Annotated in this window: 24 protein-coding genes; 15 read left to right on the top strand and 9 right to left on the bottom strand. The window is 54.0% G+C overall.

Features of this window, described 5'->3' with window-relative positions; translation table 11 throughout:
* The first annotated feature begins 61 nt into the window (after positions 1 to 61).
* Both CLV80_RS04175 and CLV80_RS04180 read left to right on the top strand, forming a co-directional pair.
* A complete protein-coding gene (locus tag CLV80_RS04175) occupies positions 62 to 688 on the top strand; it encodes a thermonuclease family protein (RefSeq protein ID WP_311135514.1) in 627 nt (208 codons plus the stop codon).
* Positions 689 to 766: 78 nt separating this feature from the next.
* A complete protein-coding gene (locus tag CLV80_RS04180) occupies positions 767 to 1009 on the top strand; it encodes an HP1242/YdcH family protein (protein ID WP_106355143.1) in 243 nt (80 codons plus the stop codon).
* An 8-nt stretch (positions 1010 to 1017) separates the two neighbouring features.
* On the opposite strand, the gene CLV80_RS04185 is transcribed toward CLV80_RS04180, so the two are convergent.
* Genes CLV80_RS04185 through CLV80_RS04195 form a run of 3 tightly spaced genes read right to left on the bottom strand, consistent with a single transcriptional unit; the run spans position 1018 to position 4171 of the window.
* Positions 1018 to 1479, bottom strand: coding sequence for an SRPBCC family protein (locus tag CLV80_RS04185; protein WP_106355145.1), 462 nt, complete (start codon positions 1477 to 1479; stop codon positions 1018 to 1020).
* A 27-nt stretch (positions 1480 to 1506) separates the two neighbouring features.
* Complete coding sequence (locus CLV80_RS04190) at positions 1507 to 2907, bottom strand: helix-turn-helix domain-containing protein (RefSeq protein ID WP_106355147.1); 1401 nt, start codon at positions 2905 to 2907, stop codon at positions 1507 to 1509.
* Positions 2908 to 2959: 52 nt separating this feature from the next.
* A complete protein-coding gene (locus CLV80_RS04195) occupies positions 2960 to 4171 on the bottom strand; it encodes a multidrug effflux MFS transporter (RefSeq protein ID WP_106355149.1) in 1212 nt (403 codons plus the stop codon).
* 192 nt (positions 4172 to 4363) lie between these two features.
* Here CLV80_RS04195 and CLV80_RS04200 point away from each other — a divergent pair, with 192 nt between their 5' ends.
* From CLV80_RS04200 to CLV80_RS04220, 5 genes are all read left to right on the top strand, one after another.
* The gene (locus CLV80_RS04200) at positions 4364 to 5890 is read left to right on the top strand and encodes an acyl-CoA carboxylase subunit beta (protein WP_106355151.1); all 1527 of its coding nucleotides are present in this window, start codon (positions 4364 to 4366) and stop codon (positions 5888 to 5890) included.
* Between the two features lie 90 nt (positions 5891 to 5980).
* Positions 5981 to 6343 carry a hypothetical protein gene (locus CLV80_RS04205; protein WP_106355153.1) on the top strand — a complete coding sequence of 121 codons (363 nt, stop codon included), beginning with the start codon at positions 5981 to 5983 and terminating at the stop codon, positions 6341 to 6343.
* A gap of 342 nt (positions 6344 to 6685) precedes the next feature.
* On the top strand, positions 6686 to 6892 hold the full coding sequence (locus CLV80_RS04210; protein ID WP_106355155.1) for a hypothetical protein: 207 nt from the start codon (positions 6686 to 6688) through the stop codon (positions 6890 to 6892).
* Positions 6893 to 6985: 93 nt separating this feature from the next.
* Positions 6986 to 8983, top strand: coding sequence for an acetyl-CoA carboxylase biotin carboxylase subunit (locus tag CLV80_RS04215; RefSeq protein ID WP_106355157.1), 1998 nt, complete (start codon positions 6986 to 6988; stop codon positions 8981 to 8983).
* Between the two features lie 80 nt (positions 8984 to 9063).
* Complete coding sequence (locus tag CLV80_RS04220) at positions 9064 to 10296, top strand: Y-family DNA polymerase (RefSeq protein ID WP_207766501.1); 1233 nt, start codon at positions 9064 to 9066, stop codon at positions 10294 to 10296.
* 7 nt (positions 10297 to 10303) lie between these two features.
* Here CLV80_RS04220 and CLV80_RS04225 read toward each other — a convergent pair whose 3' ends face one another.
* Positions 10304 to 10774, bottom strand: coding sequence for a DUF4174 domain-containing protein (locus CLV80_RS04225; protein ID WP_106355161.1), 471 nt, complete (start codon positions 10772 to 10774; stop codon positions 10304 to 10306).
* A gap of 89 nt (positions 10775 to 10863) precedes the next feature.
* On the opposite strand from CLV80_RS04225, the gene scpA reads away from it, so the two are divergent.
* Positions 10864 to 12990 (top strand): methylmalonyl-CoA mutase, encoded by a 2127-nt coding sequence (scpA, locus tag CLV80_RS04230; RefSeq protein WP_106355163.1) that lies wholly within the window; start codon positions 10864 to 10866, stop codon positions 12988 to 12990.
* 31 nt (positions 12991 to 13021) lie between these two features.
* Here scpA and nhaA read toward each other — a convergent pair whose 3' ends face one another.
* A complete protein-coding gene (gene nhaA, locus CLV80_RS04235; RefSeq protein ID WP_106355166.1) occupies positions 13022 to 14194 on the bottom strand; it encodes a Na+/H+ antiporter NhaA in 1173 nt (390 codons plus the stop codon).
* Positions 14195 to 14309: 115 nt separating this feature from the next.
* On the opposite strand from nhaA, the gene CLV80_RS04240 reads away from it, so the two are divergent.
* From CLV80_RS04240 to CLV80_RS04255, 4 genes are read left to right on the top strand one after another with little or no spacing between them, the layout of a single operon-like run.
* Entirely contained in the window at positions 14310 to 14909 is a 600-nt protein-coding gene (locus tag CLV80_RS04240; RefSeq protein WP_106355168.1) for a VOC family protein, read from the top strand.
* Positions 14906 to 15373 carry a GNAT family N-acetyltransferase gene (locus tag CLV80_RS04245; protein ID WP_106355170.1) on the top strand — a complete coding sequence of 156 codons (468 nt, stop codon included), beginning with the start codon at positions 14906 to 14908 and terminating at the stop codon, positions 15371 to 15373. Before CLV80_RS04240 ends, CLV80_RS04245 begins: the two co-directional genes overlap by 4 nt.
* Positions 15374 to 15384: 11 nt before the next feature.
* The gene (locus CLV80_RS04250; RefSeq protein ID WP_106355172.1) at positions 15385 to 16065 is read left to right on the top strand and encodes a molecular chaperone DjiA; all 681 of its coding nucleotides are present in this window, start codon (positions 15385 to 15387) and stop codon (positions 16063 to 16065) included.
* A complete protein-coding gene (locus CLV80_RS04255; RefSeq protein WP_106355174.1) occupies positions 16062 to 17060 on the top strand; it encodes an endonuclease/exonuclease/phosphatase family protein in 999 nt (332 codons plus the stop codon). Before CLV80_RS04250 ends, CLV80_RS04255 begins: the two co-directional genes overlap by 4 nt.
* Position 17061: 1 nt before the next feature.
* Here CLV80_RS04255 and CLV80_RS04260 read toward each other — a convergent pair whose 3' ends face one another.
* From CLV80_RS04260 to CLV80_RS04275, 4 genes are read right to left on the bottom strand one after another with little or no spacing between them, the layout of a single operon-like run.
* Positions 17062 to 18609 (bottom strand): Ppx/GppA family phosphatase, encoded by a 1548-nt coding sequence (locus CLV80_RS04260; protein ID WP_106355176.1) that lies wholly within the window; start codon positions 18607 to 18609, stop codon positions 17062 to 17064.
* Between the two features lie 33 nt (positions 18610 to 18642).
* Positions 18643 to 20811, bottom strand: a complete 2169-nt coding sequence (locus CLV80_RS04265; RefSeq protein WP_106355178.1) for an RNA degradosome polyphosphate kinase — start codon at positions 20809 to 20811, stop codon at positions 18643 to 18645.
* Positions 20812 to 20868: 57 nt separating this feature from the next.
* A complete protein-coding gene (locus CLV80_RS04270; protein ID WP_106355180.1) occupies positions 20869 to 21522 on the bottom strand; it encodes a P-loop NTPase family protein in 654 nt (217 codons plus the stop codon).
* Between the two features lie 2 nt (positions 21523 to 21524).
* The gene (locus CLV80_RS04275; RefSeq protein ID WP_106355182.1) at positions 21525 to 22628 is read right to left on the bottom strand and encodes an AI-2E family transporter; all 1104 of its coding nucleotides are present in this window, start codon (positions 22626 to 22628) and stop codon (positions 21525 to 21527) included.
* 171 nt (positions 22629 to 22799) lie between these two features.
* Between CLV80_RS04275 and proS the strand changes: the two genes are divergently transcribed.
* The 3 genes from proS (at position 22800) to CLV80_RS04290 (ending at position 25619) form a co-directional block, all read left to right on the top strand.
* A complete protein-coding gene (gene proS, locus CLV80_RS04280; protein WP_106355184.1) occupies positions 22800 to 24140 on the top strand; it encodes a proline--tRNA ligase in 1341 nt (446 codons plus the stop codon).
* 154 nt (positions 24141 to 24294) lie between these two features.
* On the top strand, positions 24295 to 24912 hold the full coding sequence (locus tag CLV80_RS04285) for a DUF2937 family protein (protein WP_243394406.1): 618 nt from the start codon (positions 24295 to 24297) through the stop codon (positions 24910 to 24912).
* Complete coding sequence (locus CLV80_RS04290) at positions 24909 to 25619, top strand: ThuA domain-containing protein (RefSeq protein ID WP_106355188.1); 711 nt, start codon at positions 24909 to 24911, stop codon at positions 25617 to 25619. Before CLV80_RS04285 ends, CLV80_RS04290 begins: the two co-directional genes overlap by 4 nt.
* Positions 25620 to 25648: the final 29 nt, after the last annotated feature.

Here is a 25648-nt window from a genome sequence, read left to right on the forward strand (position 1 = left end):
CCCCTTGAACGGGGGCGGTGTTAACAACTAGTTAACCGGCATGTTCCGGTTTTGGTCTTTTTTGATTTTTACACTGATTGCGTCGCCTGCATTGGCTGCGCCCAACGGTGTTATCCACGTGATCGACGCGGATACGTTGGACGTTGGCGGTGTTCGGGTGCGTTTGCATGGCATTGATGCGCCTGAGATGGGGCAGCCGTGTTCGGCGAATGGTGACGAATGGGATTGCGGTGCTTGGGCGCGCAATGCAGTCTTGGTGCAATACGAAGGCCGCGAGGCGCGATGCACTAAGGTTGATACTGATCGATATGGGCGCATCGTTGCACGTTGCACTGTCGATGGTGCGGACATGGGCGCAGCGATTGTGAATGCTGGATATGCTTGGGCCTATCGGCAATATTCAGGCGATTATGATCTCGATGAAAAGGCCGCGGCAATTATGGGCCGGGGGCTTTGGGGTTTTCAGGTGCAGGCACCTGCCGAGTATCGGTCGGAACAGGTCGCAGAACGCAATGCTCCGACGACCGATTGCGTGATCAAGGGTAATATATCGGACAGCGGCAAAATCTATCATGTTCCGGGAAATCAAAACTATGATCGCACCGGGATAAACGCCTCAACCGGCGAGCGCTGGTTTTGTACCGTAACCGAGGCTGAAGCAGCAGGATGGCGCCCCGCACGTCGTTGAATTTGTTGATCCGGATCAATGTGAGATCATACGGGCCGTTTTATGATGACCTCAATTGGACATCAGAAGGATAGAACCATGTCTCACACACCTCATGAACTGCTAGAGGAATTCCCAAATCAAGTTGAAGCGATGCAGCAGCTAAAAGCATCTGATGCGCATTTCGCGAAGCTGTATGATGAATACCACGCGCTCAACCGTGCGGTACATCGCGCCGAAACCGACGTAGAACCGACAGACGATCTGAACATGGCGCAGATGCGCAAAGAACGGTTGGCCCTGAAAGACCAAATCGCGAATTTGCTAGCAAACGCGGCCTAATTCACATCTTAGGCAGAGGCATCGCTGTCTCTGCCTTCGACGGTTTCTTGAAATTTTTCAAAGAACTGATCTGCCATCTTTTTGGCAAATCCGCCAATCACGCGGCTGCCCAATTGCGCCAGTTTGCCACCCACTTTTGCATCGACCACGTAGCTTAGCTCTGTCCCTTCATCGACGGTTTCTAGCGTGACATCTGCGCGTCCCTTGGCAAATCCCGCAACACCGCCTTTGCCTTCACCAACGATAGTATAGCTGTTCGGAGCGTTAACGTTTTCAAGCGTTACCTCACCCTTGAAGGTCGCGGATACCGGGCCGACCTTTTGTTTGACCACTGCGGCGAATCCGTCTTCGGCTGATCCCGTCAGTTCCTGACAGCCCGGAATGCAGGCTTGCAAGGTTTCAGCATTGTTCAGATGCGCCCAGACCGTATCAATGTCTGCAGCGATGACACGTGTGCCTGTCAGTTCCATATTGTGTTTTCTTTCCTAGAGTGACGTTCAGTCGATTTGATAGGGCAGTACGCCGCGCGTATTTGGGTCGACGCGCAACTGGCGTTCAAGTGGGGGTACTGACCGCTGATGACAATTGCGGCGTTCGCAGATTCGGCACGAAATCCCGATCGGGGCATAGGCGTCTGCTGCGCCCAAATCCATGTGATCCGCATAGACCAAAGCGGGTGCGTGGCGCACCTCGCACCCTAATCCAATCGCATAGCGCCGTGTTGGCACATTATATGCGCCGCCCGATTTGCTAACGTCTCGGGCAAGGCAGAAATACCGAGCACCATCGGGCGTTTCTGCAAGTTGGCGCAAGAATTGGCCCGGTGTTTCGAATGCTTGGTGCATGTTCCATAGCGGGCAGGCCCCACCATAACGCGCGAATTGTAGCGTCGTGGCGGAGTGGCGTTTGGTAATCGTGCCCGCCTGATCAACGCGTACGAAGAAGAAAGGGATGCCCTTAGCGCCCGGGCGCTGCATGGTCGAAAGACGGTGCGCGACTTGTTCGATGGATGCGCCGAAACGTGTCGCAAGCACTTCTAGATCGTGTCGCTCTTTTTGTGCAGCGTCTAGGAATGCGCCGTACGGCATCAGTGCGGCCCCCGCAAAGTAGTTCGCAAGTCCGACCTTCGCGATGCTGCGGGCCTCGGGTGATTGAAAACGGGCAAGGTCCAGTGTTGCGTCGAGCAACGATTCTTGGGTGATCAGTGCGAGCTGTAGCAGCAATTGGAAGCTTTGGGTCGCGGGATGGGCATAGCGCGAAATGGTTAGCGTTTTGCTAGGCGCATCGTAGTGGCGAACCGTATTGGTGTCGCCGTAAATGACGTTGATTTGCTGGATTGACAGCGCACGAATAACGGCGTCCGCGATTGTCTCATCTGGTTTGCGTTGGCTTGCAAATCGTTCGGCGCTTCGGTCCACAGCATCGATGTAGTTGTCGCAATAGTGAAAGAAATCGCGCACCTCTTCCCACGGGCTGGGTTGTAGGCGGGCATCCTCGCGGCCTAATGCTTCGTCTAGGGAGGCCAGTCGTTCATGAGTTTGGCGATAAGCGGCGTGTAGATCCAGAAACGCACGTGCAATCGAAGGGGCGTTTGCCGCAACCAGTCGCAGGTCAGCAAGGGCAGGGGCCGCGCCGCTTAGGACCGGATCGGCCATCGCTTCGCGCATGTCCCCGACAAGGCGTGCCTCGTCCCCGGCTTGCAATTCGGTCACGTCGAACCCGAATTCTTGCGCCAACCCTAGTACCACCGCCGTCGATACGGGGCGGTTATTGTTTTCCATCTGGTTTAAGTAGGGCAGGGATACGCCAAGCTTGCCTGCGAAGTCCTTTTGCGTCAGCGATAGCCGTCCACGTAGTTCGCGTAGCTTTGCGCCCGCATAGAGTTTTTGAACGGCCATCTGGCTACCTTTGCAAGTTTGCTAACTTAAATTAGCTAATGCAAAGGTGGGGTCAAGTGATCTTGCGTTCCCGCCAGACGACAAACAATACCGACAGCAATGAAAGTACGGCAGTTCCCAGCATTAATAGTTGCAATGGCAAGGTGCCTGTTTCGACCGTCAGAATGCCGCCAGCAAATTGCGACAGCGCTGCGCCGCCTCCGATCATGATCGCGCCGCTTAACCCGCTGGCCGTACCGGCAAGGTGCGGTCTGACCGAGATTGACCCGGCCATGACGTTCGGAAGGGCGATGCCATTGCCAAGACCGAGGAAAACGCAAAACCCAAAGAAGCTGAGCGGATGGACAAGGCCGCCGAGCGTCAGGGCTGCTGATGCGCCAAGCCCCAAGATGGTAAGGCTCGTGCCAATAATGGCCATCTTGTTGATGCCGACTTTCACCGAATATCGCCCCGACAGGTAATTGCCGACTGCATATCCAATGGCTGGTGCGCCAAGTGCGATCCCGCTCCACATTGGGGAAAGCCCAAAGATTTCACTACCGACGAACGATGCTCCGCCCAGCAGTGCAAAGAAAGCGCCAGATGAAAATGCGCTGCACAGGGCGTAGCCCCAAAATCGAGGCGAGCCGAGTAGCTCTGGATATGCTTTGACCTGATCGCGAAAGCTCACGCCGCCTTTTGCAACGGTTTCACCGAGGTCTAGGTAAACCAGTATTAGTGTGGCAAATCCTGCGACCGCTAGAAATATGAATATGGCGTGCCAGTCGAATGCTTCGTCCAGTAATCCGCCGACCATCGGGCCGAACATAGGGACAAGTGCTGTACCCATCGTGACGTAACCCATCATGGATGCCGCTTCTTCTTGGGAAACGATATCGCGTACGATGGCGCGGCTAAGTGCCAGTGACGTGGCAACGGCAGCCTGTAAGATGCGGAAAAACAAAAAGGTCTGTACTGTGGGTGCAAGAAGTGCGCCGATAGATGCGATGACGAAAATTGTCAGTGCGCCCATAATCATAATGCGTCTGCCGTATCGGTCCGAAATTGGTCCGATGAATATTTGCAGTACGGCGGTCGCCGCGAGGTAGCCGGAAAGGGCGATCTGCATGATCGCGTAATCCGTGTCGAAATAGGCCGTCATCTTGGCGAGGGATGGCAGGAAAATCGACATGCTTAACGCCGACATGCCAGTAATAAGCACGAGCGTTACGATATGTGGCGGGGTGGTTCGATCTAAAAAACGAATGAAAGGTAAATTGCTCATTTCCAAGAGGTAGGGCCGCGCATCTAGGATGTCTATTCAGGGTTTTGATAAATTTTGACCAAATAGCAAAAATTTGCACATTTGCAAAAACTAAAATTCGCTAACTGGATAATTTGCAAATATTCGCCTTCGTGCTTCTTGGCGGTGCTATTTGCGGTTATGGGTAGATATTGAATTGACGAAGGGGGCGATCTGATGGATGTTTTGCAAGAGCTCGAAAACCGGCGTGGCATCGCGCGGCTTGGCGGTGGTGAGCGTAGGATCGCTGCACAGCACAGCAAAGGCAAGCTGACCGCGCGCGAGCGGATTGACCTGTTGCTTGACGAAGGCTCGTTCGAAGAATTCGACATGTTTGTTGCACACCGCTGCACCGACTTTGGGATGGAGGCTGACCGCCCAGCAGGTGACGGCGTTGTGACGGGGTGGGGCACAATCAACGGTCGCATGGTCTATGTGTTCTCGCAGGATTTCACTGTCTTTGGTGGTTCGTTGTCGGAAACCCACGCCCAAAAGATTTGCAAGATCATGGATATGGCGATGCAAAATGGCGCGCCAGTGATTGGTATCAACGACTCGGGCGGGGCGCGTATCCAAGAAGGCGTTGCGTCGCTTGCGGGCTATGCCGAAGTTTTCCAGCGCAATATTATGGCATCGGGCGTTGTTCCACAGATCAGCCTGATCATGGGGCCTTGCGCGGGCGGGGCCGTGTATAGCCCGGCGATGACCGATTTTATCTTTATGGTCAAAGACAGCAGCTATATGTTTGTGACTGGTCCAGACGTTGTGAAAACTGTCACGAACGAAGTCGTGACCGCCGAAGAGCTGGGGGGTGCATCGACCCATTCCAAAAAATCCAGTGTCGCAGACGGTGCGTTCGATAATGATGTCGAGGCCTTGGCCGAGGCGCGTCGTTTGGTTGATTTCTTGCCGCTGAATAACCGCGAGAAGCCACCTGTTCGTCCGTTTTTTGATGACGTGAACCGGATCGAGGACAGCCTTGATACGCTGATCCCTGATAACCCGAACGCACCTTATGACATGAAAGAGCTTATTCATAAGCTCGCGGATGAAGGCGATTTTTATGAAATTCAGGAAGAGTTTGCTAAGAATATCCTGACTGGATTTATTCGCCTTGAAGGATCGACAGTCGGTGTCGTGGCGAACCAGCCGATGGTTCTGGCTGGCTGTCTGGATATCGACAGTTCACGCAAAGCCGCGCGTTTTGTGCGGTTCTGCGATGCTTTTGAAATTCCGATCCTGACCCTTGTTGACGTGCCCGGTTTCCTCCCTGGTACATCGCAAGAGTACGGTGGCGTTATTAAGCACGGAGCGAAATTACTCTTTGCATATGGTGAGGCCACCGTACCTAAAGTTACTGTTATCACCCGTAAGGCATACGGCGGCGCATATGACGTGATGGCGTCAAAACACCTGCGCGGTGATTTCAACTATGCGTGGCCGACTGCTGAGATCGCGGTGATGGGCGCCAAGGGCGCCACCGAGATTATCCACCGCGGCAAATCCCCCGAGGAAATCGCGGAGCGGACGAAAGAATACGAAGATCGTTTCGCCAATCCATTTGTCGCAGCCGAAAAAGGGTTCATCGACGAAGTGATCATGCCGCATTCGACACGCAAACGGGTATGCCGGGCCTTTGCAAGCTTGCGCAGCAAGAAGCTGCAAAATCCGTGGAAAAAGCACGACAACATTCCGTTGTGATAAAGGTGCCGCGCGCGTTTTCGCGCTGGTTGCCGTCTGTGGGTTTGGGTTATCTGATCCGCGCAGACCACAATAGAAAAAGGGTACATCATGGCATTGCCATATATGGATAAACATCGCGGCTTTCCGGGGCGCTTGCCGGGTACGGACTTTCAGTTCGTGCTTCGTCGTGCCAATAAGGATGGTGCGACAGAATTGACGGAACGCGTCCGTTACCCTGATCGCCGTCCACCCGACAAACGCGCCGACGCCGGTTTTATGCAGGCACTATGGGAACACTTTGGTGAAGAACCATTTGTGCGCGGCAACCTAGATGCTGGACGCATCAGCTGGCTGTTTGGCCGAGAGGTGATCCCAGCCGAAGATCCATTTGATCCCGCCGATTACGAGGCCATGCTGCAGATCGACGTAAAAGTCGCGCAGGTCAGCTTTCCCGAAATATTCGGAAAATAACGTAGTGGCTGCGGGTGTTCATATGCAGGGCAGTGTCGCAAGTGGGCGAAAATTAGCCCAATTGTGGGGGGGCATAATAAGTGGGTATGCAGATGCGTTCCGGTCGCACAGACTAAAGCTAGCGCAACAAAGGTCTGCCAACAGGCTTTGCATAGATTACCCATTCACCGACCCCTCAATTCACCGGTCTGCCTCCTCACTAGGCGGACCGGACACCGATGTCGCTCCGAATATCGGCGGAAAAGCGACTGTTATTGAATATCACGCAACTGTGTCTATTGATTTAGCTGTGAATAGGGCCAATTCTTGGTCTGCAAACACAATTTCAAAGGGCAGAAAACTATGCAAAAGACATCAATCATCCTTGCCGCAGTGGCTATGTTCGGCCTTGCTGGCTGTCTTGAAGGCGACGTGGAACGCGGCGTCGCAGGCGCAGGCGCAGGTCTTGTCGCAGCTGAAGTGCTGGGCACAGATCGTACCGGTACCATTCTTGCTGGTGCGGCCGCAGGCGTGCTTTGCGATGACGCAGGCATCAACGGTTGTAGGTAATACGAATACGCGCGTCATTTCGGCGCGTCTAAATCAAATGAATCGCCGCCCGGGTATTACCCCGGCGGCGATTTTTTGTTTGGGGGAGCCAACATGTTTAAGAAAATCCTAATCGCTAACCGAGGCGAGATTGCCTGCCGCGTGATCAAGACAGCACGCAAAATGGGCATTCAGACCGTCGCGATTTATTCTGATGCTGACAAGAATGCGCTGCATGTGAAAATGGCCGACGAAGCGGTCCACATTGGCCCACCCCCAGCGAACCAGTCTTACATCGTCATCGACAAGGTGATGGATGCGATCAAGCAGACCGGCGCAGAGGCAGTACACCCCGGTTACGGTTTCCTTTCAGAGAACGCCAAATTCGCTGAGGCGTTAGAAGCCGCTGGCGTTGCCTTTATCGGGCCACCTAAGGGCGCGATTGAGGCGATGGGCGATAAGATCACGTCCAAGAAGCTCGCCCAAGACGCAAATGTCTCTACCGTCCCGGGCTACATGGGCCTGATCGAAGACGCCGAAGAGGCGGTGAAAATTTCCAACCAAGTTGGCTACCCCGTCATGATCAAAGCCTCTGCTGGCGGTGGTGGTAAGGGGATGCGTATCGCTTGGAACGATGACGAAGCACGCGAAGGTTTCCAAAGTTCCAAGAACGAAGCGGCCAGCAGCTTTGGCGACGACCGCATCTTTATCGAAAAATTCGTGACCCAACCACGCCATATCGAAATTCAGGTCTTGGCGGATAGCCACGGTAACGCTGTTTACCTGCACGAACGCGAGTGTTCGATCCAGCGCCGGAACCAGAAGGTGATCGAAGAAGCACCAAGCCCATTCCTTGATGAGGCGACCCGCAAAGCCATGGGCGAACAGTCTGTCGCATTGGCGCAGGCCGTTGGCTACACGAGCGCGGGTACGGTGGAATTCATCGTTGATGGTGACCGGAATTTCTATTTCCTAGAAATGAACACCCGCTTGCAGGTGGAACACCCCGTCACCGAACTGATCACGGGCGTTGATCTGGTCGAACAGATGATCCGCGTCGCTGCTGGTGAAAAGCTGCCGTTCGCGCAGTCTGATCTGAAAATTAATGGCTGGGCGATGGAAAGCCGCCTGTACGCCGAAGACCCATATCGTAACTTCCTACCATCAATTGGCCGTTTGACCCGCTATCGCCCCCCAACAGAAGAGGCGACGCCTACGCGGGCAGTTCGCAACGACACTGGCGTGTTCGAAGGCGGTGAGATCAGCATGTATTACGATCCGATGATCGCTAAACTGTGTACTTGGGCACCGGATCGTGCCACCGCGATTGAAGAAATGCGTTTGGCGCTGGATGGGTTTGAACTCGAAGGCATCGGTCACAACCTGCCGTTCTTGGCTGCGGTCTATGACCACCCGAAATTCACCAGCGGCAACATGACGACCGCCTTTATCGAAGAAGAATACCCCGAAGGGTTTGAAGGCGTAACGCTGGACGAGGATGCTTGCATCCGGATCGCTGCGGCGACCTCTGCCATGCACCGTGTTGGCGAAATCCGACGCGCACGCATTTCAGGCACGATGGGCAACCATGAACGTCACGTTGGCGAAGATTGGGTCGTAAGCCTGCAAGGCGCGTCACATGAAGTAAAAATAGACGCCGACCGTGATGGCGCTACTGTCACAATCGGTGGCGCAACGCTGCGCGTCGAAAGCGATTGGACGCCGGGTGATCCGCTTGCGCGTCTCACTGTCGACGGTGCGCCGCTAGTTCTCAAGGTAGGCGAAATTTCGGGTGGTTTCCGGGTGCGCTACCGTGGGGCTGATATTAAGGTCCACGTGCGCAGCCCGCGTCAGGCGGAACTCGCCAAACTGATGCCAGAAAAGCTGCCGCCGGATACTTCAAAGTTCCTACTTTGCCCGATGCCCGGTCTGATCGTGAAGGTCGATGTGCAAGCAGGCGACGAGGTTCAAGAAGGCCAAGCGCTATGTACCGTTGAGGCGATGAAGATGGAAAACATCCTACGGGCTGAACGCAAGGGTATCGTGAAAAAGGTCAACGCAGCCGGCGGTGATAGCCTCGCTGTGGATGACGTGATCATGGAGTTCGAATAATAATATGTCGTTGACCGCGCAAGTGTTCATGATATGTTCTCATTTCTTAATGGGTGAACAATGCGATTCCGGTGATGCGGGTGAAATTCAACACGCTATTCTTCGACATGAACTCTTACTTCGCCTCAGTTGTGCAGGCGGAGGAACCAGACCTGCGCGGGCGCCCCGTTGGTGTGGTCACGACAATGGCGCAGAATGCGGCCTGTATCGCAGCCAGTATAGAGGCCAAGCGCAAAGGCGTAGGTATGGGCGTGCGTACTGCCGCGGCGCAAAAGCTGTGTCCCGGGATCGTGTTTCGTCCGGCCAAGCACGACGTGTTTGTCGACTACCATCATCGGATCAGGGCAGCGGTCGATACGGTCATTCCAATCGACAAAGCCCATTCTGTCGACGAATTTTCGTGTCGCCTTCTTGGACGTCAGCAAGATTTGGACATTGCGCTGGCACTTGGGCAGGCGCTGCAAGTGGCGATCAAAGAACAGGTCAGTCCGGCGTTAGGCTGTTCAGTTGGGGTGGCTCAGAACAAGCTTCTGGCCAAGATTGCGGCAGAACTAGAAAAGCCGAATGGTTTGAATTGGCTGTCACCTCAGGTGTTACCAGACAAAATCGCGCATCTCGCGTTGGACGATCTGTCAGGAATTTCTCGGGGGATGCTAAGGAGATTGAACCGGGCAGGCGTGTACGACATTCCGTCACTTTACCATCTTTCGCCCAAGGCAGCACGCCATATCTGGAGAAGCGTCGAGGGAGAATATTTCCTGCGGCAGCTTCACGGGGAAACTGTTTTGCGGCCTCCACGACGACACAGTTCACTGGGCCATGGACAGCGTTTGACGGGACCAAATTGCACACCATCGGGGGCATTTCTTGTGGCGCGCCGGTTGTTGGTCAAACTGGGCGCACGGTTGCGGCGCGAAAGCAATCTGGCTGGTATGCTGAATGTCAGCATCCACTGTACTGCATATGGTCGGGGCAGTTACACGGTTACATTCGCCCCAACACAGGACACGTTTGTTCTGTTAACCCAACTGGCCGAGGTATGGGCGTTGTTTTCCGCGCGGCATCTAAAGTCTATCAGCGTGATGCTGGGGCATCTGCAATCGGTAGAAGCCACAATGGGAGATATGTTTTCGGACAGAACTGCCGGTACGAAAACCGGACGCGAGAACCTATGCAGTGCTATCGATGGATTGAATCAGCGGTTCGGTCAAGACACCATCAGGTTTGGGGAATTGCCGCGCTACAAAGTACCGTATACCGGGGCCAAGATCGCCTTCGGGAGAATTCCCGATGCGGAAGATTTTCTCGAATAAACGCGACTTATTGCGCCAGCAAGCGACGGTCTTCGACTTCTTGCTGGCGCAGAGGCATTTTGTCGATGGAACGCGATAGTTCGCGGACGCTCCATGGTGTTGGTTTGCGTAGTGCCACGCGCCCGTCTTTACCAAGCAAGGTCATGGAATACCCACGTGGACGCAGTGTTGTGCGCACCGATGTACGTGCGGCTGGGTCCGTGTCGGTGATGATGATCACGTCACGCTCTGCTAGGTCATCAAGACCTGCGGCAAGCAGATCCATCTGTTGCTGGAAACGTGGGTCATTGGGACTGTCCGCAAAGACAATCAACGGCCGTGCGATCCAGTGCAATTCGTTTAGCGACACATCATGGGCATCGAAAATTTCGGTGTGGTCGGCTTCCCAGCGTTCCAGAACTGTTTGTTCTTGGGCTGCCAGCGTATGGCCGAAAACGATGAATAAAACGGTTAGACCGATGTGCGTTAGTAACTTCATAACATTAGATATAGCTGCCGCTTACCCAAATACTAAGGGCCAAGCGCAGATTAGCGAAATTAATTTCGCACCCTCAGCAGGAGGCCAGCATGACGGATAAGAAAAAATGGGAAGAAATCGCCACAAAAGAACTACGTGGCAAGCCCTTGGACGCCCTGACATGGGACACTTTGGAAGGCATCGCGGTCAAGCCGTTGTACACCGCCGAAGATGCTGCTGACCTGCCGCATATGGGTGGCATTCCGGGTGCTGCGCCCTTTACGCGTGGTGTGAAGGCCACGATGTACGCGGGCCGTCCTTGGACGATCCGCCAATATGCAGGTTTCTCGACCGCTGAAGAATCGAACGCGTTTTACCGCAAGGCCTTGGATGCCGGTCAGCAGGGTGTGTCCGTTGCTTTTGACCTAGCAACACACCGTGGCTACGACAGCGACCACCCTCGGGTCGAGGGCGATGTTGGCAAAGCTGGCGTTGCGATTGATAGCGTTGAGGATATGAAAATCCTGTTCGATGGTATTCCGTTGGATAAGGTTTCCGTGTCGATGACAATGAACGGCGCGGTGATCCCGATTTTGGCAAGCTTTATTGTCGCTGGCCAAGAGCAGGGTCACGATAAAGCGTTGCTGTCAGGGACGATCCAGAACGATATCCTAAAGGAATTCATGGTTCGGAATACCTATGTGTATCCACCAGAACCGTCGATGCGGATCATTGCTGATATTATTGAATACACCTCGAATGAGATGCCGAAGTTCAACTCTATTTCGATCTCTGGCTATCACATGCAAGAGGCAGGTGCGAACCTTGTCCAAGAACTTGCATACACGCTGGCAGATGGCCGTGAATACGTCCGTGCAGCGATCGCACGTGGCATGGACGTCGATGCATTTGCCGGGCGTTTGTCGTTCTTTTTCGCAATTGGCATGAATTTCTTCATGGAAGCCGCGAAGCTACGCGCCGCCCGATTGCTGTGGTCGCGGATCATGGAAGAGTTCGAACCAAAGAACCCAAAGTCATCCATGCTGCGTACGCACTGTCAGACCAGCGGCGTTTCTTTGCAGGAACAAGACCCTTACAACAATGTCATCCGCACAGCGTATGAGGCGATGGCGGCCGCATTAGGTGGCACGCAGTCTTTGCACACAAACGCCTTGGACGAGGCTATCGCGCTGCCAACTGAATTTAGCGCACGCATTGCTCGTAACACGCAACTAATCCTTCAAGAAGAAACAGGCATCACCAATGTCGTCGATCCGCTGGCCGGGTCGTACTACGTCGAAAACCTGACCGCTCAGCTGGCCGATAAGGCGTGGGCGCTGATCGAAGAAGTCGAAGAAATGGGTGGTATGACCAAGGCGGTGGCTTCTGGGATGCCCAAGCTGCGTATTGAAGAAACCGCCGCCCGCCGGCAGGCGGACATTGATCGCGGCACAGAAGTGATCGTTGGGGTGAATAAATACCGCAAGAACAAAGAAGACCCGATTGATATCCTTGATATCGACAATAACGCGGTCCGCGAGGGTCAAGTCAAACGTATAGCCGCGACCAAGGCTGCCCGCGATGCGGCCGCTGTTGACGCGGCGCTCAATGAACTCACCCGCCGTACGACCGAAGGCGGAAATCTTCTAGAAGCTGCAGTCGAAGCCGCGCGCGCGCGCGCCACAGTCGGAGAAATCAGCATGGCGATGGAGAAGACATTTGGACGGCACCGAGCAGAAGTCAAAACGCTCGCTGGTGTATATGGGGCCGCTTACGAGGGTGACGAAGGCTTTGCTGAAATTCAGCGCAGTGTAGAAGCCTTTGCCGAAGACGAAGGCCGCCGCCCGCGGATGCTTGTGGTGAAGATGGGCCAAGATGGTCACGACCGAGGTGCTAAGGTCATCGCGACAGCATTCGCCGATATTGGTTTTGACGTCGATGTTGGCCCACTGTTCCAAACGCCAGCCGAAGCCGCACAAGACGCGATCGACAATGACGTGCATGTCATCGGTATCAGCTCGCAAGCGGCGGGTCACAAGACGCTGGCACCACAGTTGGTGCAGGCGCTTAAGGATGCAAATGCCGACGATATCATCGTCATCTGCGGTGGCGTGATCCCGCAGCAGGACTATCAATTCCTGTATGACAACGGCGTCAAAGCCATCTTCGGCCCCGGTACGAACATCCCCAAGGCTGCTCAGGATATCTTGAGCTTGATTAGGGATGCACGTTCTTAGGGGGGATCGAACAGAAATAGCCGCCGAAACTTTAGGCGGCTAATCTGCGATTTGAGGCGAGCATCAGAACGCCATAGCCCAGCAGCCCAGAGACAAGGGAACCAGAAAGCACGCCAAGGCGGACTTGGTTCATCAGTTCTGGGCTATCAAAGCTAAGGGACCCAATAAAGAGAGACATCGTGAAACCAATACCTGCAAGGCAAGATACGCCATAGATATGCACCCAACTCGCTCCGTGAGGCAGGCGAACTAAGCCCATCTTGACCATCGCATAGCTTACGCCAAAAACACCCACCTGCTTGCCTATGATTAGCCCCAACGCGATACCGATTGGCAATGGCGCGAACAGATCGCTTACGGAAAGCCCCTTTAATACGACACCAGCATTCGCAAATGCGAATATCGGTATGATAAGATACAAAACGTAAGGCGTTAATCCATGCTCTAGCGCGTGTAGCGGTGACTTTCCGTAGCGATCTTTGATCGGGATAAGGAATGCCGTGATCACCCCTGCGAGCGTTGCATGGACACCCGATTTCAACACAAAGAACCACATGATTGCGCCAAAAAGAATTGCGGGTGCCAGTCGGTGCGTGCCGCGTACATTCAACACAATCAGACCGATCAATGGTAAGATTGCTAGGAACAGGTAATCGACTTTAAGGTTCGCGGTATAGAATAACGCAATAATCAAGATTGCTCCGAGATCGTCCAAGATGGCGAGCGTTAATAGAAACACCTTGAGAGATGCAGGTGCACGTGCGCCAACAAGGGCCAATATACCCAGGGCAAAAGCGATATCTGTTGCGGCGGGGATAGCCCAACCGCCGATGGTTATCGGATTGCCCCAATTGAAGGCGACAAAGACAAGCGCGGGCACGACCATCCCACCTATGGCTGCCATTCCCGGTAAAATCACGTCACGGGGGTTCTTTAACTTTCCTTCTAAAATTTCGCGTTTTAGTTCAAGCCCAATGAGGAAAAAGAAGATCGCCATCAATCCATCATTGATCCATAAAATGGCAGGCTTCTCTAAGCCTTCGCCGTTCACTGTGATGGCAAGATATGCACCTAAGAAACGATCATATAATGGGGATAGGCCAGAGTTCGCGACAATCAATGCCACGACGGCTGATGCCATTAATAGTAATCCCCCAAAAGCGTCGTGACGAAAAAAACGATCGAGCGCGGCGCGTAGACCCATGTGCTTATCCTATTGTTATGTGATTTGTAGCTTCTATCTAATGTGCTGCATGCTTGCATCAAGGCTCGAATGAGGGTTTCTTGAGAAACTGACTGATGCTTTGGAGGCCGCTTGGATGTTTGTGTTAGATCATTTGGCCGTTGGGGCAGCGACGCTTGGTGAAGGTGTCGATTTAGTGCAATCGCAATTGGGCATTATGCTTGAACGCGGTGGTTCGCATGATCAGTATGGTACGCATAACATGCTGCTGGGGCTGGAAGATGGTCTCTACCTCGAAGTGATTGCCAAAGATCCCGATGCAATTCCGTCGCGCGGGCATAGCTGGTTTGGATTGGATGACTTTACAGGTCCTCCTCGTTTGGCCAATTGGATTTGTCGCGCCGATAATTTAATCGACTATACTGATACGGCTGGACCGAAGAGAGAGCTGGAGCGTGGCAATTTGCGCTGGGATATTACCGTTCCTGATGACGGTAGCCTGCCGTTTGGTGGGGGCTTTCCCACGTTGATAAAGTGGGGTGCGGGTACTGTTCATCCTGCCAATAGCCTCAAACCGTCTGGGTTGCGATTGCGCGAATTTATAGTCTCGCATCCAGAGGCCACAAAGATCGCCCGTCTTGCGCAGCTGGATGACCCGCGCATTAAGTTTGAAGTCGGATCGCCGGGGTTCGTTGCCCGATTTGAGGGACCGAATGGGGTTAAGGAACTACGATGATACGCCCAGCCTTGGCCGGGGACGCGCCAGCAATCGCACAGATATGGAATGCTGCCATTCGTGATACGACCATCACGTTTAACCCAGATGAAAAATCAGTTGATGAGGTCGCCAAACTAACCAAACAAGCATGTCTTGTTTGGGAGGACGAAGACCGTGTTCTTGGCTTTGCGCGCTACTTCCAGTTTCGCGGTGGTGCGGGCTATCGGTACACCGCAGAGCACACGATCATGTTGCATGCTGATGCCCGCGGACAAGGTGCAGGGCGGAAATTGATGGACGCCATATGCGTTGATGCGAAAAACGCTGGCATGCATACGCTGTTTGCTGGCTGCAGCGCAGAGAACCCCGGCGCGGTGCGATTTCATGTCGCGCTTGGGTTTCAGACGGTTGCAACCCTGCCCGAAGTGGGGTTCAAGTTCGGCCGTTGGATCGATCTCGTATTGATGCAAAAGCACCTTTGAAAGGAATGCACATGTCGATCTGGTCGCGCATTGCCGAAGCGCTTGCCGCACTTACAGCAGGCGAGGGGCTCTCTGCGGTCTTTGAAAAGCTGCGGACATCACCAGACCGGACTGTGGCCTTTGCGATTGCGGTGATTGCCTTGGGTGCCAAGATGGCCAAGGCCGACGGAATTGTGACACGCGATGAAGTCGTGGCCTTTCGTGAAGTATTCGTCATTCCCCCAGAGGAAGAGGAGAACGCAGCGCGTGTGTTCAACCTCGCGCGGCAGGACGTCGCTGGGTATGAAAGCTATGCTCGCCAGATCAAGGCGATGTTTGGCGATGATGACCGGCCACTGTGTCACCTCATGGAAGGCTTGTTCCAGATTGCGATGGCTGACGGTGTTTATCATCCGAAAGAGGATGATTTCCTATTTAATGTCGCAGAAATATTCGGTTTCGATGATCGGCGTTTTCGCGGTATCCGCGCGCAGTTCGTGACCGAGGCAGAACGTGACCCATACGATGTGCTAGGTGTGTTGCCTGAGACACCTATGGATGAGGTCCGCAGCGCTTGGCGGCAGTTAGTGCGCGATACCCACCCTGATCAAATGATCGCGCGCGGCGTCCCAGAAGAGGCCGTAAAACTGGCCGAACGCCGCATGGTTGCGATAAACCGTGCTTGGGAAGAAATCCAAGGTGCCCGCAGATGAGAATAGCGACCTACAACATCGAATGGTTCAACAGCCTGTTTAACAACGCAGGAAAGTTGATCAACGACGGTGGGTGGTCATCGCGCTGGGATGTGACACGCGCACAGCAAACGCAGGCTTTGGGTGATGTATTTACGGCGCTGGATGCTGACGCGGTTATGATTATTGAAGCACCTGACATGAGCCCTCATCGTAACACGGTGACGGCGCTTGAAAACTTTGCCAGCGCTTTTGGTTTAAGGGCGCGCTCGGCCCTTATGGGGTATTCGAACGAAACCCAGCAAGAAATTGCCATGCTATACGACCCTGATGTGATTACTGCGGTGCACGATCCGAAAGGCGACGATGAATTTCCAAGATTTGACCAAACCTTTGCGATGGATCTTGATGTTGATGCTGCCCCAGAGCCGATCCGTTGGTCCAAGCCGCCGCTTGAATTGGCGGTGACTGGCCCAACGGGGCCATTGCGTTTGATTGGTGTCCACGCAAAGTCTAAGGCGCCGCACGGGGCCCGCAACGATGCCGAAGCAACCCGAATTTCAATCGAGAACCGCCGTAAACAATTGGCACAATGTGTCTGGCTGCGTGGGCGGGTCGAAAGCCATTTGGCTGCCGGGGAAGACTTGATCGTTCTTGGTGATTTTAACGATGGTCCGGGTCTCGATGAATACGAAAAACTGTTCGGCAGATCAGGTGTAGAAATCGTTCTGGGCGAAGGTAACGGAACGCAGATGTTTGATCCGCATGCGCGACAGGCGCTTAGCCGACGTTTGGGGGCGATGCCCACCACATCTCGGTTCAAACGTAAGGGTGAACCATATCTTCAGGCGCTGTTGGACTACATTATGGTTTCACCAAGCCTGCGGTCAAAGAACCCCAAATGGCAGATTTGGCACCCGTTTGATCACCCCGATTGTTATGAAAACGAACCTTTGCGGAATGCATTACTGCTGGCATCTGATCATTTTCCGGTGGTCTTGGATTTATCTGCCTAGACTATTTAGTGAATTTGACGGTCGCAGTGGCATTAAGCGCAGATGCAAGCGCCGCAAAGCGTGCTTCGGCGACTTCTCCGTAAAGCGGGCGGGCATGCTCGGTAAGGATAAGCGTCAGCTCTCTGGTCTTTGCTTTCCACTTGAGCGTTCCGGGCGGTTCATCCGGGGATAACCACAGCATTGCCCCGAGGCGAAGCGCCTTACCAAGAACTTCGGCTTCTTTGATTTGTGCAGGCTCCAGCATTTCGAACAGTGGCGCAAATCGCGTCTTGTCGGTTTTATTCGTGTAGCGGTTCATAAGCGCGAGGCCCAACAGCACACGCTCATAATGCTTTAGTCCGCCAAGGTTGGCACGGGTGGCGTTGTCAAACGTGACTTCTGCCCGGTAATCAGGGTGCGCACGCCAGCTTACGTCGTGCAACAGGCAGGCCGCCTTGATGATGCGTTTGCGCTGCCAATTGGCACGGGGGAATAGTGGTTTCACAAAGTCATAAAGCAGCCGACCAAAGCCCGGCATGCGTGCGTCCTTAGCCTCGGCAAAGCGGCATGCCTCGACCAACGGATCGCGGTCACGTAGTTCACGCGGCATTTGTTCGAACAGCATACCTTCGCGGATGCCATAAGATGAAATGGCAACGTCTTTGGGCTTAAAGGTGCGCATCAGTTCTTTTAAAACAATCGATGCTAGCGGCACGAGAGACATCCGGCTGTCTGAAATATTACAGCGGCTGCGCAAGTCTTGCAGGTCTGATTTGCTAATATAATCGGCTGTCTTACTGATCTGACGCGATGACATGCGGTATTCATGCAAAACGGTTAGCGGATAATTCCGGCGTTCCATATCGACACGCGCGATGGCCCGCCATGAACCGCCAACAAGGAACAGACGCATCCCTGTTTCATTGCCCATCTCGTCGTGTAAACGGGCTATGGTTTCGCGTACGTATTCTTTTACGGCCTTTTTGCCGCCCTTGATTTCACGCAGTTTGAGCGGGCCAAGCGCAGAGGTCACACGTTGTCCAACACGTCCTTCGGCAAGATCGGCCAGTTCCATCGAAGAACCACCAATGTCGCAGACCAACCCATAGCTGCCCGGCCAACCAAGCAAGACACCCTGTGCGGATAGCCGGGCCTCTTCTTTACCGTCGATGATCCACAGTTTTACGCCGGTTTCTTTTAGAATTTCATCGCGGAAGTCTTGGCCGTCGCTGGCTTCGCGGACAGCGGCGGTTGCAACGGCAGTCAGGGGCAGGATGCCCATGCCCTCGGCCAGCGCAGCAAAGCGGCGGATCGCTGAAAGCGCGCGTTTGCGGCCTTCGGGGTTTAAGTGGCCAGTTTCAGATAGGCCTGCGCCCAAGGCGCACATGATCTTTTCGTTGTAGAAATAGGCGGGTGACCGCGCGGCGCCGTCAAACACGACCAAACGGACCGAGTTAGAACCAACGTCAATGACGCCAACACGACTAAGGTTTTTGGCCGCTGCATCTTCGAACAGTGGTCGCCCAAAAGGACCCCAATCAATGGTGTCCGGATCTGGTTGTGTCGTCATGTGATCCCCGTATTCTACCCTTTCAGGTATCGGTCAATCGTCGGTATGCGTCAACCTCGGGACGTCAGATGCACCTGCTGACCCGCGACCAGACAAAGACGGGTTTTCCATAAAGAAACGGTGGCAATTAAAGGCGAACTCGCCTTCGGGTATGATCGCACGGCTGAAACTGCCGTCTGCCGCCATCACCCAGCTTTGCGCGACGTCAGCCATATTCGCAGCCATAACCTGACTAACGATCTGTGCCTTGACGGTGGCGTTCTTGATTTCGACCAGAGTTTCAACACGTCGGTTCAGGTTGCGGCCCATCCAATCGGCAGAGCTGATATAAACCTTGGCCTTTTTCGAAGGCAGTTCAGAGCCATTGCCGAAACACACGATCCGCGAGTGTTCCAAGAAACGCCCGACGATCGATTTAACCCTGATATTCTCAGACAGTCCTTTCACACCGGGGCGAAGGCCGCATATCCCACGGATCACGAGGCTGATTTTGACGCCTGCCTGCGATGCTTCATAAAGCGCATCGATGACGTCAGATTCGATCAAAGAGTTCATCTTTGCCCAGATCATTGCGGGTTTGCCTTCGCGCGCGTTATCGGCCTCGGCTGCGATGCGATCAAGCAAGGTTTGTTTCAGGCTTAGCGGCGAAATCGCAAGGTTTTCAAGCGTCTCTGGCTGAGCATATCCAGACAGGTAGTTAAAGACTTTGGTTGCATCACGGCCCAGCTTTGCGTCGCAAGTGAACAGGCTCAGGTCGGTATAAATCCGTGCTGTGATCGGGTGATAATTGCCGGTTCCAAAGTGCGTGTATGTGACCAGTTTGTCGCCCTCGCGGCGGACGACAGTGCTGATTTTCGCGTGTGTTTTATAGTTCAAGAACCCATACACCACATGCGCCCCAGCGCGTTCGAGACGGCGCGACTGCCGGATATTGGCTGCCTCATCAAAGCGGGCTTTTAGCTCAACCAAAGCGGTCACAGATTTTCCGTCTTCAGCGGCTTCGCACAGCGCCTCAACAATAGGGGATCGCTTGGAAGTTCGGTAAAGCGTTTGTTTGATGGCGACGACATCAGGGTCGCGCGCCGCCTGTTGTAGAAACCGGACCACCATATCAAATGTTTCGTACGGGTGGTGCAGTAGCATGTCCTTTTGCCGGATCGCCGCGAACATATCGCCATCGTGGTCTTGCACACGTTCCGGAACTCGCGGCGAGAACGAAGGCCACAACAGATCGGGGCGCGAATCAAGAACCAGTTCGCTAAGATCCGCAATGCCGATCATGCCATCAACTTCGACCACCGCCTCTGATGTGACGTGGAGTTCTGACATGATAAGCGTTTGTAGCGCAGCGGGTGCTTCGGCAGAAATCTTTAGTCGCACGACCTCGCCACGACGGCGGCGTTTAAGCGCGACTTCGAATTCGCGCACCAGATCTTCGGCTTCGTCTTCAACCTCAAGATCACTGTCACGCAATACTTTGAAGGCACAGCTACCTTTTACTTTATAACCGGGAAAAAGCTGCCCAATGTGTAACAAAAGCAATTCTTCCAACGGTAGAAACCGATTCCCCTGATCTGTGGGAAGCGCGATGAAACGGTCGATCTGTGCAGGGACAGGTAGCAGCGCACGCAAACTGCGTTTATCACTGCTGCGTTCCAGTTGTAGGGCAAGCGCAAATCCTTCGTTCGGAATGAATGGGAACGGGTGCGCGGGATCAATCGCGAGCGGTGAAAGAACGGGAAAGACTTGTTCAAGAAATACATCTTCGAGGTAGGCGATGTCGCCGGTGCTTAGATCATTCCGGGTGAGCAGGTGAATGTCTTGCGTTGCCATCTCGGTTTGTAGGACGGTGAATACCGTTTGTTGACTGGCCATCAGGCGGCGTGCGTCGGCGTCGATCAACAGCAATTGTTCAGCTGGCGTTAACCCGTCAAGGCCGGGTGTTACATTCCCGGCGTTCGCCAATTCACGTAGCCCAGCAACACGAACACTAAAAAATTCATCCAAATTTGCAGCCGAAATGGACAAGAACCGCAGTCGCTCAAGTAATGGAACACGGGTGTTTTCGGCCTCTTCTAAGACGCGCCAGTTGAACCCAAGCCAACTGAGTTCGCGGTTTACAAAACGCGCAGGTGTCGCCAGATCAATGTCTAGTTCGGTCGGGGCAGGAAACGCCCCTTCAAGAAAGTTTGTTGTGTTCATAATTGCCTTATGTGCCGCAACTATTGCGACTTTGTGACAATTATCGCGATACGGAGACTAGTTGTCCAGCAAGTCAGCAGCCAGCGCCTTGTTGATCTTACGACCGCTGGTAAGCGCAGCATCATCAAGTTGGTTCACAATGTCCGCTGCTGCTGCGAATGATCGTTCAATACGCGTCATCAAATATTGTACGAGAGCAGGTTTTGGCATCATCTGGCGATCTGCAAATAGCTTCATGATCAACGCCGACAATAGCGCGTCATCTGGGTTGTCGATCTGCGTTACGGTAGTGGCCTGCATCCGGCTGGCTAGGTCAGGCAAGGCAATTGACCAACGGGTAGGGGCGGTTTGTGCCGTCATCAACAACGTACCGCCAGTGTTGCGTAGGTGGTTGTGAAGATGGAACATTGCCTCCTCTGACGCTTGGGGCAGAATTTCCATATCTTCGACAATCACGAATTTAGCATCAGTTTGAAAGTCAGGCGCAAGCGATCCGGCATCGACTGTCAACGCATCCGTTTGAAACTGAAAAATCCGGGCGAGATGGCTTTTGCCGCATCCTTTGGGGCCCACGACGACCAGCTTGCGATCGGGCCACGACTGCGGGGCGGTTAGCATTGCAAATGCTTGTGCATTCGCGCCGGACACGAAAAAATCGTTCGGCCCCAGCGCAACACCTGTTGGCCAGTTGAATGTAAGTTGATCAGCCATGATTATTCGTCCGTTGATAGTCCGCGATAAAGGCGTCCGCCTTTGTAGTGTTCTATCCCATAACGTGTCAGTACACCAATGACTGCGGCAACAGGCACAGCGACCAGCATCCCAACAAATCCAAACAATGATCCGAAGACTGACAACGCAAATAGTAGCCAAACAGGGTGCAGCCCAACCGAGCCACCAACCAGCTTTGGCGTTAGAATATTGCCTTCTAAGAACTGACCTAAGAAGAAGATGCCAGCAACAATACCAATCCGGAGCCAATTGGTTGTTTGTATGATTGTTTCACCATCAATGACTTCGGTTCCACCCCAGAACTGGAACAGCGCCAGCCCAACGGCAAGTACACCACCCACCAGTGCACCGACATAGGGAATGAAGGTCACAAGCCCGGCGATAAACCCGACAATTAGTCCAAATTTGAGGCCCGCAATCATCAACGCGACAGCGTAATAGGTGCCCAAGACCAAACAAACCGTACCTTGGCCGCGAATGAACGATGCTAATGTGCTGTCGATCTGACGCGCAAGCATACGCACCGTTTCGACGTGATCGCGTGGCAATAGATCGTCGATACGGGCTGTCATCTTGTCCCAATCAAGCAACAGATAGAATGCGACGACAGGCACGATGACCAGCAAAACAACAACATTCAATAAACCAAGAGCAGAGCTAAGTACGCCATTAAGTAACTCTCCACCCTTTGACTGGATGGCTTCGCCAATCGCCAATAGCTGTTTGTGTACGGTGCTTTCAGAATCGACAAGCGACGGAAACCGTTCGGTCAGCGTCGATCGCAGTCGGTCAAATAATTGGGGGGCTGTGTCGATGAGCTGCGTCGTTTGCGAGATCAACGTCGGGATCACGAGCAGGATCAATAGGATGAACAGTACTACGGCAATCAAAGTGATGATTGTGACCGAAGCGGTGCGGCTAAACCCAGCCGCCTCGAGCCGGTCCGCAATGGGATCAAAACAGTATGCAATCGCGCCACCCAACACAAAAGGAAGGATCACATCACCCAAAAACCAAAGCACGACGAGCATGACAACAGTCACGATTCCCCAGTATTTTGCTTGTTGTTGAACTGGCAGCGCCATCTATCACCCCTTGTTACTTACCTAATTAGATGCGGTATGGCGCAGGCCTGTGCAAGGGTAGTAGGCAAATTATCAGGCGATTGCTGGCCATTTGGGCACATGTCAGCGCTTGCGAGGGCCGCGTGCGCGGATTACACCCGTCCTAACCGAATTTCCAAGAAGGTCGATCCGATGCGCATGAGCCGCTATTTCCTCCCTGTTCTCAAAGAAACGCCCCGCGAGGCGCAGATCGTCAGCCACCGCTATATGTTGCAGGCAGGCATGATCAAACAGGCCAGCGCGGGCATCTACTCGTGGTTGCCGCTTGGTTTCAAAGTGCTGCGCAAGATCGAAAACATCGTGCACGAAGAACAGGCGCGCGCGGGCCACATCGCCATACAGATGCCAACGATCCAGTCGGCGGACCTGTGGCGCGAAAGTGGCCGCTATGATGCCTACGGCGAAGAAATGCTGCGCATCAAAGACCGCGGTGGCCGTGAGTTGCTGTTCACGCCAACAGCCGAGGAACTGGTGACTGACATTTTCCGTTCGCATGTTACCAGCTACAAAGACTTGCCGCTGACGCTGTACCAAATCCAGTGGAAATTCCGCGACGAAGTCCGCCCGCGCTTTGGCGTGATGCGTGGCCGCGAATTCTACATGAAAGATGGTTATAACTTTGACCTGACCAAAGAGGAGGCGCTGCACGCATATAACCGTCACCTTGTTAGCTATCTGCGCACCTACGAACGTATGGGCCTTCAGGCGATCCCAATGCGTGCTGATTCCGGTCCCATCGGAGGCGACGATACGCATGAATTCCTTGTTCTGGCGGATACTGGTGAATCAGAGGTGTTCTACGACAGCGAAATTACCGATTTGAAATTCGGTGATCGCGAGATCGATTATGATGATAAGGCTGCTTGTGCTGCTGTCATGGACGAATTCACCAGTCGTTACGCCCGTACCGATGAAACCCATGACGAAGCAGTCTTTGCTGACGTTCCTGAGGAGCGTCGTCGTACCGCACGTGGCATTGAAGTTGGCCAAATTTTCTACTTTGGGACTAAGTATTCTGATGCAATGGGTGCGCTGGTCGATGATGGCAAAGGCGGCAAAGTGCCTGTCCACATGGGATCGCACGGTATTGGTGTGTCCCGCCTTTTGGGTGCGATCATCGAGGCGAGCCACGATGACAAAGGTATCATCTGGCCCGAAGGCGTCACCCCTTTCCACGTTGGTATCTTGAACATGCGTACCGGCGATGCGGCCTGCGATGCAGCTTGCGAGGACCTGTACAAACAGTTCACCGCTGCGGGACTAGAGCCGCTCTATGATGACCGTGATGAACGTGCTGGTGCCAAGTTCGGCACCATGGACATGATTGGTCTGCCTTGGCGGATCACGATTGGACCGCGTGGCATCAAAAACGGTGTCGTCGAAGTCACCTGCCGCCGGACGGGCGAAGCTACCGAGATGCCCGCAGCAGAGGCTATCGCAAAGATCACAAAGATCTACGAAGGTATCGCATAAGCGAACACAGTACTTTGATGTGTTGGAATGGGCGCGGTCCTTGCGGATCAGCGCCCATTTTTTCAAGATACGTTAACGGGTCGCGAAATCTCTGTTATGCTGCCCGAAAATAACATGTGTTGAGGCAGCAGATGACACAGACTGATTTGACGGGATGCCGGATATGATCCGGGTGCTTTGCCTTGCAGGCGGGGTTGCTGGGGCTGCCGGTCTGTCCCAATTCCCAGAGTTTTCGCAGCAGTATCTTCAACGACTTGGTGGGCAGGTGGATGAACTGTCACGCCAAGTAAAAGAGTTTGACACGACCGCTTTGCAAGAGGGGCTTGGCCGCGAAGAAATGTTGGAAGCGATGGCGGCGGTTCCCTTGATGCAAGGGCAAGAGGCCATGTGGCGGCGAACCATTTCACGGCATACGCGACTAAGCGACAACCTCATTGCGCTGCGCGACGCGTCGCCGATTGAACGGATGCTCATGCCTCATCGCATGACAGACACCGAAACCTTTCAGGCGGTTTGGCAGGATTTCATCCCTGCCGTTCCCGTTAGCACCGCGGGTGCCGCTGCCGCGGGTACTGGGTTTGTGGGGGGCTGGGCCGTTCTTGGCGCAGTATTGGGTATGCTCACTATGCCGTTTCGCCGTGCTCGGCCCAAACGGAAACCCGCAAGACCAGCGCCTGCGTTACGCGTTAAGGCCGATCCGCCGGTCCGTAAGCCGGAGCCACATGTTGAACAACAAAGCCATATTCGGCCACTTGCAGGAGCAAAGCGATGACCAAAGCGTTGATTACTTGGGGCGGCTGGGATGGTCATGAGCCCGATAAAGTCGCAGCGATTTTTGACGCAATTTTGCAAGACGCGGGCATCGAAACCGTTCTGGCTGGTAGCCTTGATTGCTTCGACGATGGTGACACGCTCAAAACCTATGACCTGATCGTACCCGTCTGGACGATGGGCGATCTTTCCCGCGAGGCCGCGACCAATGTCTCGGAAGCGGTGGTGCATGGAACGGGCATCGCTGGCTGCCACGGTGGTATGTGTGATGCGTTTCGTGCTGCGCCGCTTTGGCAATTTATCACTGGGGCTAATTGGGTCGCGCATCCGGGTGGTGACGGTGTCAAACATCGGGTGACGATTACATCTGATGATCCACTTGTCGCGGGTATCGACGATTTTGACGTGGCAACTGAACAGTATTATTTGCATGTCGATCCGGCCAATAACGTCTTGGCGACCACCCGAACGGATGTCGTGACGTGGTACCACAGCCCGAATGGTGCTGTTGATATGCCCGTTGCATGGACCCGTGAATGGGGGCTTGGGCGCGTTTATTATAATGCGCTGGGGCATCAGGCGAACGTCATCTCTGGCGGCCCTGCGCACGAGATGTTACGTCGTGGTCTATTGTGGGCAGCGCAGAGTAAGGCAGCCTCAGCAGGGCGCGACCTTACCCCGCTTTTGAACACTGGTAACCACGGTTAAGCCGTATCGCGCACGGCACCTAGAAAAAG

The organism is Yoonia maritima (assembly GCF_003003285.1).
GTDB classification, from domain to species: domain Bacteria; phylum Pseudomonadota; class Alphaproteobacteria; order Rhodobacterales; family Rhodobacteraceae; genus Yoonia; species Yoonia maritima.